The organism is Salipiger aestuarii (genome assembly GCF_003259905.1).
Lineage (GTDB): Bacteria > Pseudomonadota > Alphaproteobacteria > Rhodobacterales > Rhodobacteraceae > Salipiger > Salipiger aestuarii.
This window is the reverse complement of the sequence record NZ_QLMG01000048.1, coordinates 14937-31176: the sequence shown is the minus strand read 5'-3', so window position 1 is coordinate 31176 and position 16240 is coordinate 14937. Positions and strand designations below refer to the sequence as shown.

The 16240-nt window shown below is 65.3% G+C and carries 15 protein-coding genes; 12 read left to right on the top strand and 3 right to left on the bottom strand.

Translation table 11 applies throughout. The features are described 5' to 3' along the window. Positions 1-102: 102 nt before the first annotated feature. The 6 genes from ATI53_RS18780 to ATI53_RS18755 all read left to right on the top strand — a co-directional run bounded on the left by ATI53_RS18780 (position 103) and on the right by ATI53_RS18755 (position 6759). Positions 103-789: an adenylate kinase gene (locus ATI53_RS18780; protein WP_111551090.1), complete on the top strand. Its 687-nt coding sequence runs from the start codon at positions 103-105 to the stop codon at positions 787-789. Positions 790-856: 67 nt separating this feature from the next. After that, positions 857-1120 (top strand): DUF4212 domain-containing protein, encoded by a 264-nt coding sequence (locus ATI53_RS18775; protein WP_009504515.1) that lies wholly within the window; start codon positions 857-859, stop codon positions 1118-1120. Positions 1121-1125: 5 nt separating this feature from the next. Continuing rightward, positions 1126-2904 (top strand): sodium:solute symporter family protein, encoded by a 1779-nt coding sequence (locus tag ATI53_RS18770; RefSeq protein ID WP_009504516.1) that lies wholly within the window; start codon positions 1126-1128, stop codon positions 2902-2904. Between the two features lie 103 nt (positions 2905-3007). Further along, on the top strand, positions 3008-4831 hold the full coding sequence (locus ATI53_RS18765) for a DUF294 nucleotidyltransferase-like domain-containing protein (protein ID WP_111551089.1): 1824 nt from the start codon (positions 3008-3010) through the stop codon (positions 4829-4831). 21 nt (positions 4832-4852) lie between these two features. Continuing rightward, positions 4853-5356 carry a hypothetical protein gene (locus tag ATI53_RS18760; RefSeq protein ID WP_009504519.1) on the top strand — a complete coding sequence of 168 codons (504 nt, stop codon included), beginning with the start codon at positions 4853-4855 and terminating at the stop codon, positions 5354-5356. Then, a complete protein-coding gene (locus ATI53_RS18755) occupies positions 5353-6759 on the top strand; it encodes a 3'-5' exonuclease (RefSeq protein WP_111551088.1) in 1407 nt (468 codons plus the stop codon). Before ATI53_RS18760 ends, ATI53_RS18755 begins: the two co-directional genes overlap by 4 nt. Here the strand turns inward: ATI53_RS18755 and ATI53_RS18750 are convergent. Beyond that, positions 6659-7522, bottom strand: coding sequence for a helix-turn-helix domain-containing protein (locus ATI53_RS18750; RefSeq protein ID WP_009504522.1), 864 nt, complete (start codon positions 7520-7522; stop codon positions 6659-6661). The genes ATI53_RS18755 and ATI53_RS18750 overlap by 101 nt on opposite strands. Positions 7523-8574: 1052 nt before the next feature. Here ATI53_RS18750 and ATI53_RS18745 point away from each other — a divergent pair. From ATI53_RS18745 to ATI53_RS18725, 5 genes are all read left to right on the top strand, one after another. Next, positions 8575-9543, top strand: a complete 969-nt coding sequence (locus tag ATI53_RS18745; RefSeq protein ID WP_009504524.1) for a TAXI family TRAP transporter solute-binding subunit — start codon at positions 8575-8577, stop codon at positions 9541-9543. Between the two features lie 124 nt (positions 9544-9667). Beyond that, entirely contained in the window at positions 9668-12295 is a 2628-nt protein-coding gene (locus tag ATI53_RS18740) for a TRAP transporter permease (RefSeq protein WP_111551092.1), read from the top strand. 10 nt (positions 12296-12305) lie between these two features. Further along, the gene (locus tag ATI53_RS18735; RefSeq protein WP_009504526.1) at positions 12306-12731 is read left to right on the top strand and encodes a universal stress protein; all 426 of its coding nucleotides are present in this window, start codon (positions 12306-12308) and stop codon (positions 12729-12731) included. Continuing rightward, positions 12728-13246 carry a GNAT family N-acetyltransferase gene (locus ATI53_RS18730; protein WP_111551087.1) on the top strand — a complete coding sequence of 173 codons (519 nt, stop codon included), beginning with the start codon at positions 12728-12730 and terminating at the stop codon, positions 13244-13246. The genes ATI53_RS18735 and ATI53_RS18730 overlap by 4 nt, the downstream gene beginning before the upstream one ends. Beyond that, on the top strand, positions 13243-13680 hold the full coding sequence (locus ATI53_RS18725; protein ID WP_009504528.1) for a DMT family transporter: 438 nt from the start codon (positions 13243-13245) through the stop codon (positions 13678-13680). Before ATI53_RS18730 ends, ATI53_RS18725 begins: the two co-directional genes overlap by 4 nt. 149 nt (positions 13681-13829) lie before the next feature. Here ATI53_RS18725 and ATI53_RS18720 read toward each other — a convergent pair whose 3' ends face one another. Then, positions 13830-14237, bottom strand: coding sequence for a SufE family protein (locus tag ATI53_RS18720; RefSeq protein ID WP_009504529.1), 408 nt, complete (start codon positions 14235-14237; stop codon positions 13830-13832). Between the two features lie 144 nt (positions 14238-14381). On the opposite strand from ATI53_RS18720, the gene ATI53_RS18715 reads away from it, so the two are divergent. After that, positions 14382-14900: a hypothetical protein gene (locus ATI53_RS18715; RefSeq protein ID WP_009504530.1), complete on the top strand. Its 519-nt coding sequence runs from the start codon at positions 14382-14384 to the stop codon at positions 14898-14900. A gap of 18 nt (positions 14901-14918) precedes the next feature. On the opposite strand, the gene rnd is transcribed toward ATI53_RS18715, so the two are convergent. Next, complete coding sequence (rnd, locus tag ATI53_RS18710) at positions 14919-16076, bottom strand: ribonuclease D (protein WP_111551086.1); 1158 nt, start codon at positions 16074-16076, stop codon at positions 14919-14921. Between the last annotated feature and the right edge of the window lie 164 nt (positions 16077-16240).

Here is a 16240-nt window from a genome sequence, read left to right as displayed (position 1 = left end):
CGCCGAAAACGACTTTGGCGCCCTGGGCGACACATCAACACTCGCCGACCCCTCCGTCGTCGACGACCTCATCGAAAATCGCGCAAACAAGGGGTGATGGCAATGGACGGACAAACCATGACCGCCGCGCCCGTGCTGATCCTGCTTGGCCCTCCGGGGGCCGGGAAAGGCACGCAAGCCCGTATGCTCGAAGAAAAATTCGGCCTTGTGCAACTGTCGACCGGCGATCTGCTGCGCGCCGCCGTGGCGCAGGGTACCGACGCGGGCAAGCGGGCGAAATCGGTGATGGATGCCGGGGGCCTTGTCAGCGATGACATCGTCATCGCCATCCTGCGCGATCGGCTGGGCGAACCCGACTGCGCGCAAGGCGTCATCCTTGACGGCTTTCCGCGCACCACCGTTCAGGCGCAGGCGCTGGACCAGCTTCTTGCCGAAACCGGCCAGCGCATCGACGCCGCGATCAGTCTTGAGGTTGACGACACCGCCATGGTGACGCGCATTTCGGGCCGCTACACCTGCGCCGCCTGCGGTGAGGGCTATCACGACGCCTTCAAGCAGCCCGGCCAGGCCGGAACCTGCGACAGATGCGGCAGCACCGACATGACGCGACGCGCCGACGACAAGGCCGAAACCGTGGCGTCCCGGCTGGAGGCGTACCACGCCCAGATCGCGCCGCTGATCGGCTTTTACGACGAAAAGGGCGCCCTGACGCGGATCGACGCGATGGGCGAAATCAGGGACATCGCAACCGAAATGGGCGCGATCGTGAAGACGGCGACGGCCCGCTAAGGCCAGCGCCCGCCCCGCTTTCGGAGGGAAAGCGGGGGGTATCAATTCAGGAGAGGAGAGACCCGCCATGGCGGACCGTCAATCGAGCGGCGAGGCCTACTGGAAGGCCAACCTGCGCATCATCATCATCAGCCTCATCATCTGGTTCATCTGCAGCTTTGGCTTTGGCATCATGCTGCGCCCGATGCTGTCGGGGATCATGATCGGGGGCACGGACCTGGGATTCTGGTTCGCGCAACAGGGCAGTATCCTTGTCTTCCTTGCGCTGATCTTTTTCTACGCGGTGCGGATGAACAAGCTCGATAAAGAATTCGGCGTGGACGAGGAGTAACGCCCATGGATCAGTTTACCATCAACCTGCTGTTCGTGGGCGCTTCCTTTGCGCTTTACATCGGCATCGCGATCTGGGCCCGCGCCGGGTCCACGTCTGAATTCTACGCGGCGGGTCGCGGCGTTCATCCGGTCACCAACGGCATTGCCACCGCGGCGGACTGGATGTCGGCGGCATCGTTTCTGTCGATGGCGGGGCTTATCGCGTTCACCGGCTACGACAACTCGGCCTACCTGATGGGCTGGACGGGCGGCTATGTGCTGCTGGCCCTGTTGCTGGCGCCCTACCTGCGCAAGTTCGGCAAATACACCGTGTCCGAATTCATCGGGGACCGGTTCTATTCGTCCACGGCGCGCCTTGTGGCCGTGGTCTGCCTTATCATCGCATCGACCACCTATGTGATCGGCCAGATGACCGGGGTGGGCGTGGCCTTTGGCCGGTTCCTTGAGGTCGACGCCACGACCGGCCTGCTGATCGGCGCGGTCATCGTGTTCGCCTATGCGGTGTTCGGCGGCATGAAGGGCGTGACCTACACGCAGGTCGCGCAATATGTCGTGCTGATCCTGGCCTACACCATCCCGGCGATCTTCATCTCGCTGCAACTGACCGGCAATCCGATCCCGGCGCTTGGCCTGTTCGGCGACACGGCCAACGGCACACCGCTGTTGCAGACGCTCGACCAGATCGTCACCGACCTTGGGTTCAACCAATACACCGCCCATAACGGCGATACGCTGAACATGGTGCTGTTCACCTTGTCGCTGATGATCGGCACCGCCGGTCTGCCGCACGTCATCATGCGCTTTTTCACCGTGCCGCGCGTGGCCGACGCGCGCTGGTCGGCTGGCTGGGCGCTGGTGTTCATCGCGCTGCTGTACCTGACGGCGCCTGCGGTCGGCGCCATGGCACGTCTGAACATCACCCAGCAATTCTGGCCCGAAGGCACCGCCGGTGCGGCTGTCAGCCTTGACACCATCGAAAACGATCCGGCCTACGACTGGATGGCGACATGGGAACAGACCGGCATGCTGGCCTGGAACGACCTGAACGGCGACGGTCTGATCCAGTATTACAACGACGGCTCGCCCGCGATGCAGGAAAAGGCAGCGGCCGAGGGCTGGGTCGGCAACGAGCTGACCAATTTCAACAACGACATCCTGGTTCTGGCGAACCCGGAAATCGCCAACCTGCCGTCCTGGGTCATCGGCCTTGTGGCTGCGGGCGGACTTGCCGCGGCGCTTTCGACCGCTGCGGGCCTGTTGCTGGCGATCTCGTCGGCGGTGTCGCACGACCTGATGAAGGGACAATTCACCCCCAATATTTCGGAAAAGGGCGAACTGATGTCCGCGCGTGTCGCCATGGCGGTCGCCATCGCGGTCGCGACCTGGCTGGGTCTGAACCCTCCGGGCTTTGCGGCGCAGACCGTGGCGCTGGCCTTTGGCCTTGCCGCGTCGTCGATCTTCCCGGCTCTCATGATGGGCATCTTTACCAAGGTGAACAACAAGGGCGCCGTGGCGGGGATGCTGACGGGGCTGGTCGTGACGCTGGTCTACATCTTCCTGCACAAGGGCTGGTTCTTTGTCGCGGGCACCAACAGCTTCACCGACGCCGAGCCGCTGCTCGGCACCATCAAGTCGACCTCGTTCGGCGCGGTGGGGGCGTTGATCAACTTTGTGGTCGCCTTTGCCGTCTCGTCGATGACCAGGCCGATCCCGGCCGAGATCAGCGAACTGGTCGAAAGCGTGCGCATCCCGCGCGGCGCCGGTTCGGCCACGGACCACTAAGCCATGGCGGAGGGGCGCGCGTGCCCCTCCCCTCTGTCCTAAGGTCCCGTCCCGCGCTAAGCCGGGGCGGGATTTTCCGTGAATCCGCTGGAAGGCCGCCCCGATGCCCATCGCACCAGAAGAGCTTCACCGCTTCCTGACCGGCGTTCACCCCTATGACACGCTTGATCCCGACGACATCGACGCGCTGGTGCCCCAGTTCGTGCAGCGCCGGCTGCCCGAGGGGGCCGAAATCTATCACGCCGGCGAACCGCTTGAAGGGCTGTACCTGATCCATTCCGGCCAGGTCGAAATCCGCGACGAGAACGACGTCACCGTGTCGCTGCTGGGCCCGCGCAATTCCTTTGGCGAGCGGGGCCTGACCCGCGACGGGCTGGCCGCCACAACCGCACGCACGCAAGGCGACACGCTGCTGTTCATGCTGCCGGTCTACGCGTTTCGCGCGCTGATCGCCGAGCACACCGCCGCGCGCCGGTTCTTTGACCGCGCCCGCGCACCCAGGCCGCGCAAGACCGACCTTGCCCATTCCCGCGTGGAAACGCTGATGGCGACCGCTCCGCTGACGCTGACGCCCGAGGCCACCGTACAGCAGGCCGCGCGGATGATGGCCGAACGGCATGTGTCATCGGTGTGTATCACCAAAGACGAGGATCTGCTCGGCATCGTCACGATCCGCGACGTGTCGGGCAAGGTGGTGGGCGCGGGGCTGCCCTTTGACACGCCCGTGGCGCGCGTGATGACCCAGGCGCCGGTCACCCTGCCCCCGTCGGCGATCGGGTCCGACGTGCTGCATATGATGATGGAACGCCGCATCGGGCATGTTCCCGTCACCGAAGGCGGCAGGCTGGTGGGCATCGTCACGCAGACCGACCTGACCCGCTTTCAGGCGGTGTCCAGCGCCGAGCTGGTGTCGGAAATCGCCCGCGCGCAAACCCCCGGTCAGATGGCCGGCGCCACCGCCCGCATTCCCCAGCTTCTGATGCAGCTGGTCGCATCCGGAAACCGGCACGAGGTGGTCACCCGGCTGGTGACCGATATCGCCGACACCGCCACCCGCCGCTTGCTGGCGCTGGCCGAAGCACAGCTTGGGCCACCGCCCGTGCCCTACCTGTGGCTTGCCTGCGGCAGTCAGGGGCGGCAGGAACAGACGGGCGTGTCCGATCAGGACAACTGCCTGTTCATCGACAACGCCGCCACCGACGATGACATGGCCTATTTCGCGCGGCTTGCACGCATCGTCTGCGCCGGCCTGGATACGGCGGGCTATTACCTGTGCCCCGGCGACATGATGGCGACCAACCCGAAATGGCGGGCCCGCGTCGGCACCTGGCGGCAGTATTTCACCCGCTGGATCACGCGCCCCGACCCCATGGCGCAAATGCTGGCCTCGGTGATGTTCGACCTGCGCCCCATCGGCGGCTCGACCGCGCTGTATCAGGATCTACAGTCCGAAACGCTGGAGGCCGCGTCGAAAAATTCCATTTTCGTGTCGCACATGATCGTCAATTCGCTGAAACACACGCCCCCGCTGGGGCTGCTGCGCGGCTTTGCGACAATCCGTTCTGGCGACCACAAGGACCGTCTGGACCTGAAACACAACGGCGTGGTGCCGGTGGTCGACCTGGCGCGGGTCTATGCGCTGCAAGGGCAGCTGCCCGAGGTCAACACCCGCGCCCGGCTGGAGGCAGCGGTCGGTGCGGGCAAGCTGTCGGGTTCCGGCGGGCAGGATCTGCTGGACGCCTACGACCTCATCGCCGAAACCCGGCTGGAGCATCAGGCCGAACAGGTGCGCAACGGCGCGGCGCCGGACAACTACCTGGCCCCCGCCTCCCTGTCGGATTTCGAACGCAGCCACCTGCGGAATGCGTTCGTGGTCATCAAGTCGCTGCAATCCGCGATTGGACACGGGCGCGGGATGCTGGGGTAATTCAAACTGACGGAGGAGCCGATGTTATGGGAACTGATCGCGGTCTTTGTGGCCGGGTTCGCCGGCGCGGGGATCATGCTGGCATTGGTCAAGGCTACGGGCAACCGCCTGCCGCGCTGGCTGGTGCCCGTGGCGGCGGGGGCGGCGATGCTGGCGGCCTCGATCGCCAGTGAATACGGCTGGTATGACCGAACCGAGGCCGCGCTTCCGGACGGTTTCGCCGCTGTCACGGCCAACGAATCGCGCGCCTTCTGGCGCCCGTGGACGTATGTCGTGCCGATGGTCGACCGGTTTATCGCCGTCGATCTGGACCATCCTGCCGCCAATGCGCAGACCGAGGGGCTGTACATGGTGCGCGCCGCCTTTTACGGGCGCTGGCGGCCCACATCCGAAGCGCAGATCATGGTCGATTGCACGCGCGGGCGCACCGCGATCCCTTCGGGCGACGCCGGAACCCCGGTTTGGCGCACCGATCCGCAAGACCCGATCCTCGCCGCGGTCTGCACGCAGGAGGGCATGGGATGACCTCGCTTGGCTTGCGGCTGCGGATCTTTCTGTTCTTCGTGCTGCTGGCGGTCGGGGGCACCGGCGGGGTCCTTCTGTCGCTGTGGTTCGGGCACGCGCGCGCCGTTCAGACCTCGGTCGCGGACGGTTTTCTGCTGGCCGCGATCCTGTCGGCGCTGGCGCTGCTGGGGCTGACCGCCGGGATCTGGCTGCTGTTTGACGAGAACGTCGCCAAGCCCATCGACAAGCTTGCCGCCGAAATGCGGGTGCGCGCCCATGCCGGCATCTATTCCCAGGTCGACACCCATTCCGCGCGCTATCTTGGCGATCTGGCCTATGCGGCCGAGGCGGTGTCGGGCAAGCTGCGCGGCGGCGCCATGGAAACCGCGCAGAAGGTCGCGCTGGAAACCGAGCGGCTGGCGATGGAACGCGCGCGCCTGACCGCCCTGCTGACGGAAATTCCGGTGGCGATGATTCTGGCGTCCCCTACGGGACATATCGTACTGTATGACGGGCAGGCCGCCGAGATCCTGTCGCAATCGCATGTGCCGCGCCTGAACGCCGCGCTGTCCGATTATTTCCGGGCCGACGGCCTGTCGCGCGCGGTGCGCGAGATGCATCGCACGGGGCGCGAGGTTGCCTTTACCGCCGAGGGCACCGATGGCGCGCAAAGCTACGATGCCCGGCTCAAGCCGATGCAGGGGGGCGGCTACATGATGGTGATCGAGGGCGCCGAGACGCACATGCCCCCGGAGGCCGAACGCCCGCTGGTCTATGATTTCGACCTGATCACCCGGCAAGTTCCCGGCACCGTCGAGGAAACGCCGCTGGCGCAGCTGGTCTGCACGGTGTTTGACAGCGAAACCACCGGATTGCTGCCCCACAAGGATGAGGTCGTGCAGATCGGCGCCGTGCGCGTTCTGAACGGGCGTATCGTGCCTGGCGAGGTGTTCGACCTGCTGGTCGACCCCGGAATTCCCATCCCCCCGGCGTCGTCGCGCGTCCACAAGGTGACCGATGCGATGGTCGCGGGCGCCCCCGACATCGGCGAGGCGGGACGGCGGTTCCACCGTTTTGCCAAGGATTCGGTGATCGTGGCGCATAACGCCCCCTTCGACATGGCCTTTCTGCGGCGGCACCGCACGCGGATGGGGGTCGCGTGGGATCACCCGATCCTGGACACCGTGCTGCTGTCCGCCGTGCTGTTCGGGGCAAGCCAGCCGCACACGCTGGATGCGCTGTCAAAACGCCTGGACGTCGATATTCCGGCGCAGCTTCGCCATACGGCGCTGGGGGATGCCCATGCCACGGCGCAGGTGCTTGTCAGGATGATTCCGATGCTCGAAGCGCGGGGGATGACGACGTTCGGCGACGTTCTGGAAGAGACGCGCAAGCACGGCCGCCTGCTTGAAGACCTGAACTGAGGTCATCAAGCGCGGCCTGAACGGCGGCGCGCGCCATCCCCCCCGGTTCAAGCCGGCGCAACGCAAGCAGCCGCGAGTTGAGCGCGCGATACGCCTTGTGCAGCATCGCCGCGCGCGGAATGACGCGAGCCCCGATTGCCGGTTCCAGCGGCCAGAAGGCGCACAGCGGCGGCGGTCCGCCGGTGCCCGGCGGCAGCTGGCCCGCCGCGCCGGGCGTCAGGGCGATGACGATGTCGGCCGGGCCGGCGACAGCAAGCGGTTTTGGCACCAGCGGCTGCGTGTCATGCCGCCGCAGCGCGATCAGTTCCAGCATGACAGGGTCCGGCGCAACCCCCGGCACCAGCCCGGCCGAAGCCACCAGCGCCCTGCCCGCCAGACGGCGCCGCCCAAGCGCCTCGGCCATCAGCGACAGGCCGGCATTGTCATCGCACAGGAACATCAGCCGGAACGGCCTGGGCAGGCGCGCGCGCTCGGCCATGGGACGCCCCAGGCAGACATTCTCCGACAGCCAGAGCAAGGCGTCGGCCAGCCGGTCCGGCGCCGCGCGATACAGCCGCAGCGGTCCGTCCTTGCGCAGGTCAAGCAGCCCGGCGTCGGTCATGGCCGACAGATGCGCCGACAACGTCGAGGGCGGCGTGCCCAGATGCGCGGCGATGTCGCCTGCGGCCACCCCATGCGGCAGGTGGCGCACGAGCAGACGCAGCACCCCCACCCGCAACGGGTGGCCCATCAGCGACAGCCTGGAAAGATACGCCTCAGTCATCACGCAGTGCTAGCGCGGCGTCGCTGAAGCCTTGGTTAATTTCCGCCCGCGTCTGACGTTTTTTTCTAAAATGCCGTGCAAATTGGCAAACGGATCGCCCAGCCGGGCGGCACCGCCTCCAGCGCCTTCCCAAACGTGTCGGCCGGTTCCGAAACCGGCGGCGCGATCAGGGCACAGAGTGGCGCCAGAAACACCTGATCACCACGCTGGCCATCATCCGTGCCGCGTCTGGGACAGCAGATCAGCCCCGCGTCAAACGCCGTCTGCCCGCAAGCCCGGGCAGACGGGACGAACGGAGCCTCGGTCGCGCTGTCGTCATCAGTTCCGGCCCAAGGAGCAATCTGTTGCCGAGATGCGGGTGCTGCGCGACCCCGTCGTCCATCGCCCCGGAACCCTCTTGCCAATCTCATGGCGATGCGGAGGATGTCGGGGCCGGCCCCATCCTGTTCGCGTGAGAACATCATGCCTGTGCCTCCACCCCGGACATCGCCCGAACCAGAATCATCAGAATGCCGTGGCGGTCGCAGGCGCCGCTTATACATCGGTAATATCCGGGCATGGGGGGCACCGCGCCCGGTGTTCGCTCTGCCTGCCGGGCGTGCCGCCGTGATCGCCGTGCCACGTTGTTCACCCCGTTCGCGCCGATCCTGGCGCGCCAGCTTCGGCGCAGATTCGACAACGTCGGACCAGCGTGACACGATATTGATCCGGCCCACCCCCTTCGGGGGCATGCGACATCAGCCCGATCGGCCGGCTGCGCCTTCATGGCGTCGATCCCACGGGCATCGCCAAGGCCAGGGCAACTGGGCGCCGCCGCACCCGGCCCGTCAACGTGGCGTTTGCCGGCGGTATCGAATGGATACGCCCCCGGCGCGCGCCACGACTGGATATAACGCTTTGACATGGTGTGAAAAACTATAAACTCTTCATGACACTTCCTGGCGAGCGGACCGAATAACGCATCTGGGCAAACTTGCCCCCTTTGCATCCCGGCGCAGTTCTGTTCACTATCGCAGTAGTGATCCAGAACAGACCCCAGGGAGCAATATCCGATGAAAAAGACCCTTTTCGGCGCGGTGATGACCGGCGCCCTCGTGACTGCCGCAAGCGTCAGCGCGCAGGAACAGACCTTTATTTCCATCGGCACCGGCGGTGTCACTGGCGTGTATTACCCCACCGGCGGCGCGATCTGCCGTCTGGTGAACAAGAGCCGCAAGGAACATGGCATCCGCTGCGCCGTCGAATCGACCGGCGGGTCGGTGTACAACATCAACACCATCAAGGCGGGTGAGCTGGAATTCGGCGTCGCCCAGTCCGACTGGCAGTACCACGCCTATAACGGCACCTCGCAGTTCGAAGGCGACGCGGCCTTCCCCGACATCCGCGCCGTGTTCTCGATCCACCCCGAACCGTTCACCCTGATCGCCCGCGCTGATGCCGGGATCGAAGACTTCGAGGACCTCAAGGGCAAGCGGTTCAACGTCGGCAATGCCGGATCGGGCCTGCGCGGCACGACCGAAATCCTGATGGCCGAATACGGCATGACCATGGATGATTTCGCGCTGGCGACCGAATACAAGGGATCGGAAATGTCGCAGCAGCTGTGCGACGGCAACATCGACGCGATGGTCTATGTGGTCGGTCATCCGGCGGCCGCCATCGAAGAGGCCGCCACCACCTGCGACGTGAAACTGGTGAATGTGGTCGGGCCCGTCATCGACCAGCTGATCGAAGACAACCCCTACTACCGCACAGCCACCATTCCGGGCGGCACCTATTCGGGCAACCCCGATGACGTGACCACCTTTGGCGTGGGCGCCACGCTGGTCACCTCGGCGCAGGTTCCCGAAGAGGTGGTCTATGTGCTGGCGAAATCGGTGATGGAAAACATCGAGGATTTCCGCCAGCTGCACCCGGCCTTTGCCCATCTTGAAGCCTCCGAAATGGTGTCGGACGGCCTGTCGGCACCCCTGCACCCCGGTGCCGAGCGCGCCTACAAGGAACTTGGCCTGATCGAATAATCGGCCCCCCGGGCCAATGCGGGCGCCCAAGTGGCGCCCGCCACAGTTTCGGAAGATGCGCAAGAAACCACTGCGCATCCCCCTAAAATAAAACATAAATCCAACAGATAGTGGGGACATGGCGATGGTCGATCAGCCGTCACTGGAACGCACCGCCGACGATATGGTGGCCGAAGCGGATACCGGCGCGCGCGCCCCGGCCAACTGGCAAGGCACGCTTATCCTTGGCACCTGCATCGCCTGGTCGGTGTTCCAGCTTTACATCGCCTCGCGCGTTCCCACGATGCTCGCCCAGGCGACGGGCATCAGCTTTTTCGCCAATGTCATCACCCAGGCGCGGTTCATCCACCTTGCCTTTGCCATTGCGCTTGCGACCATGGCCTTTCCGCTGACCAGATCCGCCCCGCGTGACCGCATCCCGGCCTATGACTGGGCGCTGATGGTTCTGGGCGTCGCGGCCTGCCTGTATCTCGTGGTGTTCCGCGACGACATCGCCACCCGCCCCGGCCTGTGGTCCACATCCGACCTGGCCATGTCGGCCATCGGCATGGGGGTGCTGATGATCTCGGTCTGGCGGTCGCTGGGGCTGCCGCTGGTCATCATCGCCTGTGCCTTTATCGCTTTCGCGTTCTTCGGCGGCTATTCAGAATGGGTGCGCAACATCACCAACTATGGTGGCTCGTCCCTGCACAAGGCGCTGGGGCATTACTGGATGCAGACCGAAGGCGTGTTCGGCGTGGCCCTGGGCGTGTCCACGTCGATGATTTTTCTGTTCGTGCTGTTCGGCGCGCTGCTGGACCGCGCGGGTGGGGGCAACTGGTTCATTCAGGTCGCCATCGCGCTGCTTGGCGCGCTGCGCGGCGGCCCGGCCAAGGCGTCGGTGCTGTCGTCCATGCTGACGGGGATGATTTCGGGCAGCTCGATCGCCAACACCGTCACCACCGGCACCTTTACCATTCCGCTGATGAAGCGCATCGGCTTTCCGGCGGAAAAGGCCGGCGCGGTCGAGGTCGCAAGTTCCACCAACGGCCAGCTGACCCCGCCTGTGATGGGCGCGGCGGCCTTCCTGATGGTCGAATACGTCAATATTCCCTATATCGACGTGGTGAAACACGCCTTTCTTCCGGCGGTGATTTCCTACATCGCGCTGCTCTATATCGTGCATCTGGAAAGCCTGAAAATGGGCCTGAAGGGGCTGGAAAAGCCGGGGCGCAAGATCGGCGTTCTGATGATTCTGATCCTGTTCCTGTCGGGTTTCATCGTGCTGGGCGCGCTGGCCTTTCTGATGGTGGGCCTGCGCACGGTGCTGGACCCGGTCATGGGCGAGTCTGTCTATGCCGCCGTGGCGGTGATCGCGGTGCTGTATGTGGTGCTGGTCAGGTTCGCCGCCGGGCTGCCCGAGATCCACGAGGACGACGATCCCACCGCCCCGCCCAAGGCCCCCCGCCTGACGCCGACGCTGATCGGCGGGCTGTATTTTGCCATTCCGATCTTTATTCTCGTATGGAACCTGATGGTGCGCACCGACACGCTCGACCGCCTGTCGCCCGCACTGTCGGCGTTCTGGGCCGCAGTGTTCATGATGATCATCGCGCTGACGCACCGACCGCTCAAGGCGATGTTCCGGGGCCATGACGTGGGCGCCGAGGCCCGCGCCGGCTGGGGAGATTTCATCAACGGTCTGATTTTGGGCGCGCGCAACATGATCGGCATCGGCGTTGCCACCGGCGCCGCCGGCATCATCGTGGGCACGATTTCCCTGACCGGCGCGCATCAGGTCATCGGCACGGTGATCGAGGTCATCTCGGGCGGCAACCTGATGATCCTGCTGATCCTTGTCGCGATCCTGTCGCTGATCCTGGGGATGGGCCTGCCGACGACCGCCAACTACATCGTGGTGTCCTCTCTCATGGCGCCGGTCATCCTGACCGTTGGCGCGCAGGCGGGTCTGGTGGTGCCGCTGATCGCGGTGCACATGTTCGTCTTCTACTTTGGCATTCTGGCGGATGACACGCCGCCCGTGGGCCTCGCCGCCTATGCCGCCGCCGCCATCAGCCGGGGCGATCCGATCAAGACCGGCCTTCAGGGCTTTGCCTATGACATCCGCACCGCGCTGCTGCCGTTCCTGTTCATCTTCAACACCGATCTGCTGTTGATCGACGTGACGCTGTTCCACGCGGTGGTCATCTTCTTCGTGGCGCTTCTGGCGATGCTGTTGTTCGCCGCCGCGACGCAGGGGTATTTCATCGCCAAATCCCGGATATGGGAAAGCGCAGTGCTGCTGCTGATCGCCTTCACCCTGTTCAGGCCGGGGTTCTTTCTGGACATGGTCGAAGACCCCTATGTCACCGCCTCCGGCCCTGCGGCGCTCGAACTGATGGCGGACGAACCCGATGACACGCTGATCCGCCTGAACATCGAAGGCCCCGATTTCGACACCGGCAAGATGCGCCCCACCACCATCCAGATCCCTGCCGTGGCGGGCAACGCCGAGGCGGCGCTGGACGCCCAGGGGCTGACGGTGATGGACGACGGCGGCGCGCTGGTGCTCGACGAACCCTTCCCCGGCACGCCGTTCTTTGACCAGATCGGTACCGAATACGACTATTACGGCGACCAGCCCGTCGTGATCTCGGCCGTGCAGGTCGAGAACGAGCGCCTGCCCAAGGAGATTTTCTTCATCCCCGCGCTGCTGCTGCTGGCGGGGGTCGTGATGATCCAGCGCCCGCGCGCCACACAGCCCGCTTTCTAAGGGACATGACATGACCACGCCCATTCTCCTTGCGGTCGACATCAACGACCTCGCCTCATCGGATCACCTGGCCCAGGCCGCCATTGCGCTCGCCCGCGCGCAGGGGGCAAAAATCCATGTGCTGAACGTCATCCCCGGATCGGGTATGGCCATGGTCGGCGCCTATCTGGGCGCCGATCAGGAAAAACGCATCCGCGCCGAGGCACGCGCGAAACTCGCCGACTGGGCCGAACGGGTGCTGCCCGAAGACGTGTTCGCCGGGCTGCATGTGACGCAAGGCACTATCTACCACGAGATCATCGGCGCCGCGAACAGACTGTCGGCCTCGGCCATCGTGGTGGGGGCGCATCGCCCCGCCCTCAAGGACTACCTTGTCGGGCCGAACGCCGCGCGGGTGGTGCGCCACGCCAGCCAGACCGTCCTGGTGGTGCGATGACGCCAATAGATGCGGAACGCGCCGATCTGCCGGGCATTGCCGCCATATATAACGACGCCGTGCGCAACACGCTCGCCATCTGGAACGAGACCGAGGTCGATCTGGAAAACCGCCGTGCCTGGTGGCAGGGGCGCCTGGCGCAGGGCTACCCGGTGCTGGTCTGCCGCGATGCGGCGGGCGTTGCCGGCTACGCGAGCTTTGGCGACTGGCGCGCCTTCGACGGGTATCGCCACACCGTCGAACATTCGGTCTATGTCCGGTCGAATGCGCGGGGGCGCGGCGTGGCCAGGGCGCTGCTGTCAGCGCTGATCGTAAGGGCCCGCAATGCGGGCAAACATGTGATGGTGGCGGCGATCGAAAGCGGCAATGACGCGTCGATCCATCTGCACGCGCGCGCGGGATTCCAGATGGTGGGCAACATGCCGCAGGTCGGTTGCAAGTTCGGGCGCTGGCTCGACCTGACCTTCATGCAATTGGTGCTGGACACACGCGCTGATCCGGCAGCGCGCGCGTGAGCCTTGTTGCGACGCTGCTTCTGCTCGCCACTGCCGGCAGCGCGCTGGTGCTGCAAAACGCGCTGATGCTTGAGGCCCGGTCCGTTTCGGGGTCGATCTGGGTCGCGCTCTGGCTCAATTCCGCCGTCGGGCTGGTGGTGCTGACCGTAACGGCCCTGACCGCCGATGGCCCACAGGCCTTTGCACGCCTCGCGTCGGGGCGCTGGTGGGTGTTTCTTGTTCCGGGGCTTCTGGGCACGCTGTTCGTCTACGCCAGCCTCACCGGGTATGCGCGGGTCGGTGCGGTGCTGACGATTTCAGCCCTGGTATCGGCGCAGGTCGCCGCCGGTGTCGGCTTCGACGCGCTGAAAGGCATGCCCGTCAGCTTCGGGCAAATCGCGGGTCTTGTTCTGCTGGTCACGGGCGTGGCCCTGATCGTCGGGACAAAGCCCTGAACAACCCAACCGGCCGCCCTGTCCGGCCTGTCTCCAGCGGGAGTTTATCGCGCAAGATCAAGGGCAAACGCCGCGCCCCGTCTTCATCTTGCCCGATAAACTCCGGGGGGCCCGCAGGGCGGGGGCAGCGCCCCCTCTGACGGTGCCTGTCAGGCGCTGGCGGCGTATTCGCCGATCCGGTCGACCATGGCGCGCAGCCCGTTGGATCGCTGGGCCGACAGGTGCTCGTTCAACCCCAGTCGCCCGAGTTCGGCGCGCGCATCCGTGGCGCAGACCTCGGGCACCGGCAGGCCGTCGTACAGCTTGTGCAGCACAGCGATCAGCCCCCGCACGATCATCGCGTCGCTGTCGCCTTGAAAACTGAACAGGCCCCTGTCGATCTGCGGGTGCAGCCAGACCTGACTGGCGCACCCCTCGACCCTGGTGGCGGGCACTTTCAGCGCGTCTGGCAACGGTTGCATCGCTTTTCCAAGCTCGATCACCATACGGTAGCGATCTTCCCAATCGTCGAGAAATTCGAAATCCTCGACCAGCTCTTCAAAGCTTTCCTGTGCCATCGGGCTGTCCTTTTCGCTGCCGTTCGCCTCGTCGCCCCAGACGTAGGGCCGCGCCGCGCCAAGGTCCAGCGGCGCGCGAGGCTTTTCAACGCGCGACGAATGCGCTACGCCCTTTCGAAAGACAGGCAGGGGCGAGTTTTTCCCATGAACACCACTCTTTCGGTGCTGATCGTAGCGAGTATCGCGGTTTCGGGCTGTGCCACGGTGCGCGAATCCCGCGTGAACCCGTTCAACTGGTTCGGCGGCAGCAGCTCTGAGCCCGTGGCCCAGGCCACTGGCAGCGGCGGCGCGAACCCGTTGATCCCCGAAAAGCGCGGATCGTTCTTTCGCCCTGACGATACCGAAGAGGTCTATCCCGGGTGGCCCGTCGGAACCATCGACGAGCTTTTGATCGAGCGCCGCCCCGGCGGGGCGATCATTCGTGTCACCGGGATTGCCGATCGCGCGGGCCCCTTCGATGTACGTCTCACCGAAGACGCGGTGCAGAGCGGCCCGTCAACGCTGGCCTATACGCTCAGGGCGCTGCAATCCGCCGGGCCGCGCAATGCCGGGGTGAATGCACGCAAGGTCACGGCGGCGCTGTGGCTGACCGAGCAGGAACTGGCCGGTATTCAGGAAATTCGCGTCACCGGCGCCAGCAACGCGTTGGTCACCCGGCGCTGAGCGCCGGGCAACGCGCGATTACAGTTCGATCACCTCGACGTCGCGGCCCTTGACCGCAAGCGCCAGCTTGCCCTCGCACAGCCGCAGCGCGTCGGCCCCGAACACCTCGCGTCGCCAGCCGGTCAGCGCCTTGACGTCGCGCAGACCCGCCGCCATCGCGTCCAGATCCGCAGCCGGCGCGATCAGCCGCGCTGCCACGCCCGAGCTTTCGGTGCGCGCCTTCAGCAGCACCCGCAGCAGATCCGCCAGCGCCGGGTTCACCTGCAACTGCTCGCGGCCGATGTCGGGCCTGGGCAGCGCGTCCTTGGGGCAATCGAGCCCGGTTTTCACCGCGTCCAGAATGCCTTCGGCGATCGGCCCCTTGCGGGCTTCGCGCAGCAGCAGCCGCGAGCGGCCCAGATCGTCCATCGTCTGCGGCTTGGTCGAGGCCAGTTCACTGAGCGCGTCGTCCTTGAACACACGGTTGCGCGGAATGTTGCGCGATTGGGCATAGGTCTCGCGGAAGGCCGCAAGCGCGCGCACGATGGCCAGAAACCGCGGGCTGGTCGAGCGGGTCTTCACCCGCGCCCAGGCCTCGTCGGGGCGGGTGGTATAGGTCTCGGGGTCCATCAGCAGGCCGATCTCCTCGGCAACCCAGCGGGCACGGCCGCTGCGGTCCAGTTCGGCGGCAAGATATTCATATATCCCGCGCAGATGCGTGACATCCGCCAGCGCATAGGTTTTCTGTGCGTCCGTCAGCGGGCGGCGCGACCAGTCGGTAAAGCGCGAGCTTTTGTCCAGAGAGGCCTTGCAGATGCGCTTGACCAGCGTCTCATAGCCGACCTGCTCGCCAAAGCCGCAGACCATCGCCGCCACCTGCGTGTCGAACAGGGGCGTCGGGATGACCCCGTGGTCGATGTAGAAAATTTCCAGATCCTGGCGTGCGGCATGGAACACCTTGACCACGTTCGTGTCGCGAAACAGCATCATCAGCGGGTCCAGCGACAGACCTTCGGCCAGCGGATCGACCAGCACGGCGTTTTCATCGCCAGCGCCGGGAAAGGCCAGCTGCACCAGGCACAGCTTGGAATAATAGGTCCGTTCCCGCAGAAACTCGGTATCCACGGTGACATAAGGTGCCGCTGCCGCGTCCGCGCAGAATGCGGCAAGCTCTTCGGTTGTTGTGAGTGTTCTCATCCGGGCTCCGACCGCTCTTGTGATTGTTGTAAGGTTGCCCACCTACATGCGCGTCATGTTAGAGCAAAGCCGTTGGGATGTGTAGAGACAGCCGGGGCAGGTTCGCCGCGATCCAGCGCCGGAATGTGCGAGATTCCATCACTGGACGTGATGGGCCATCGCGC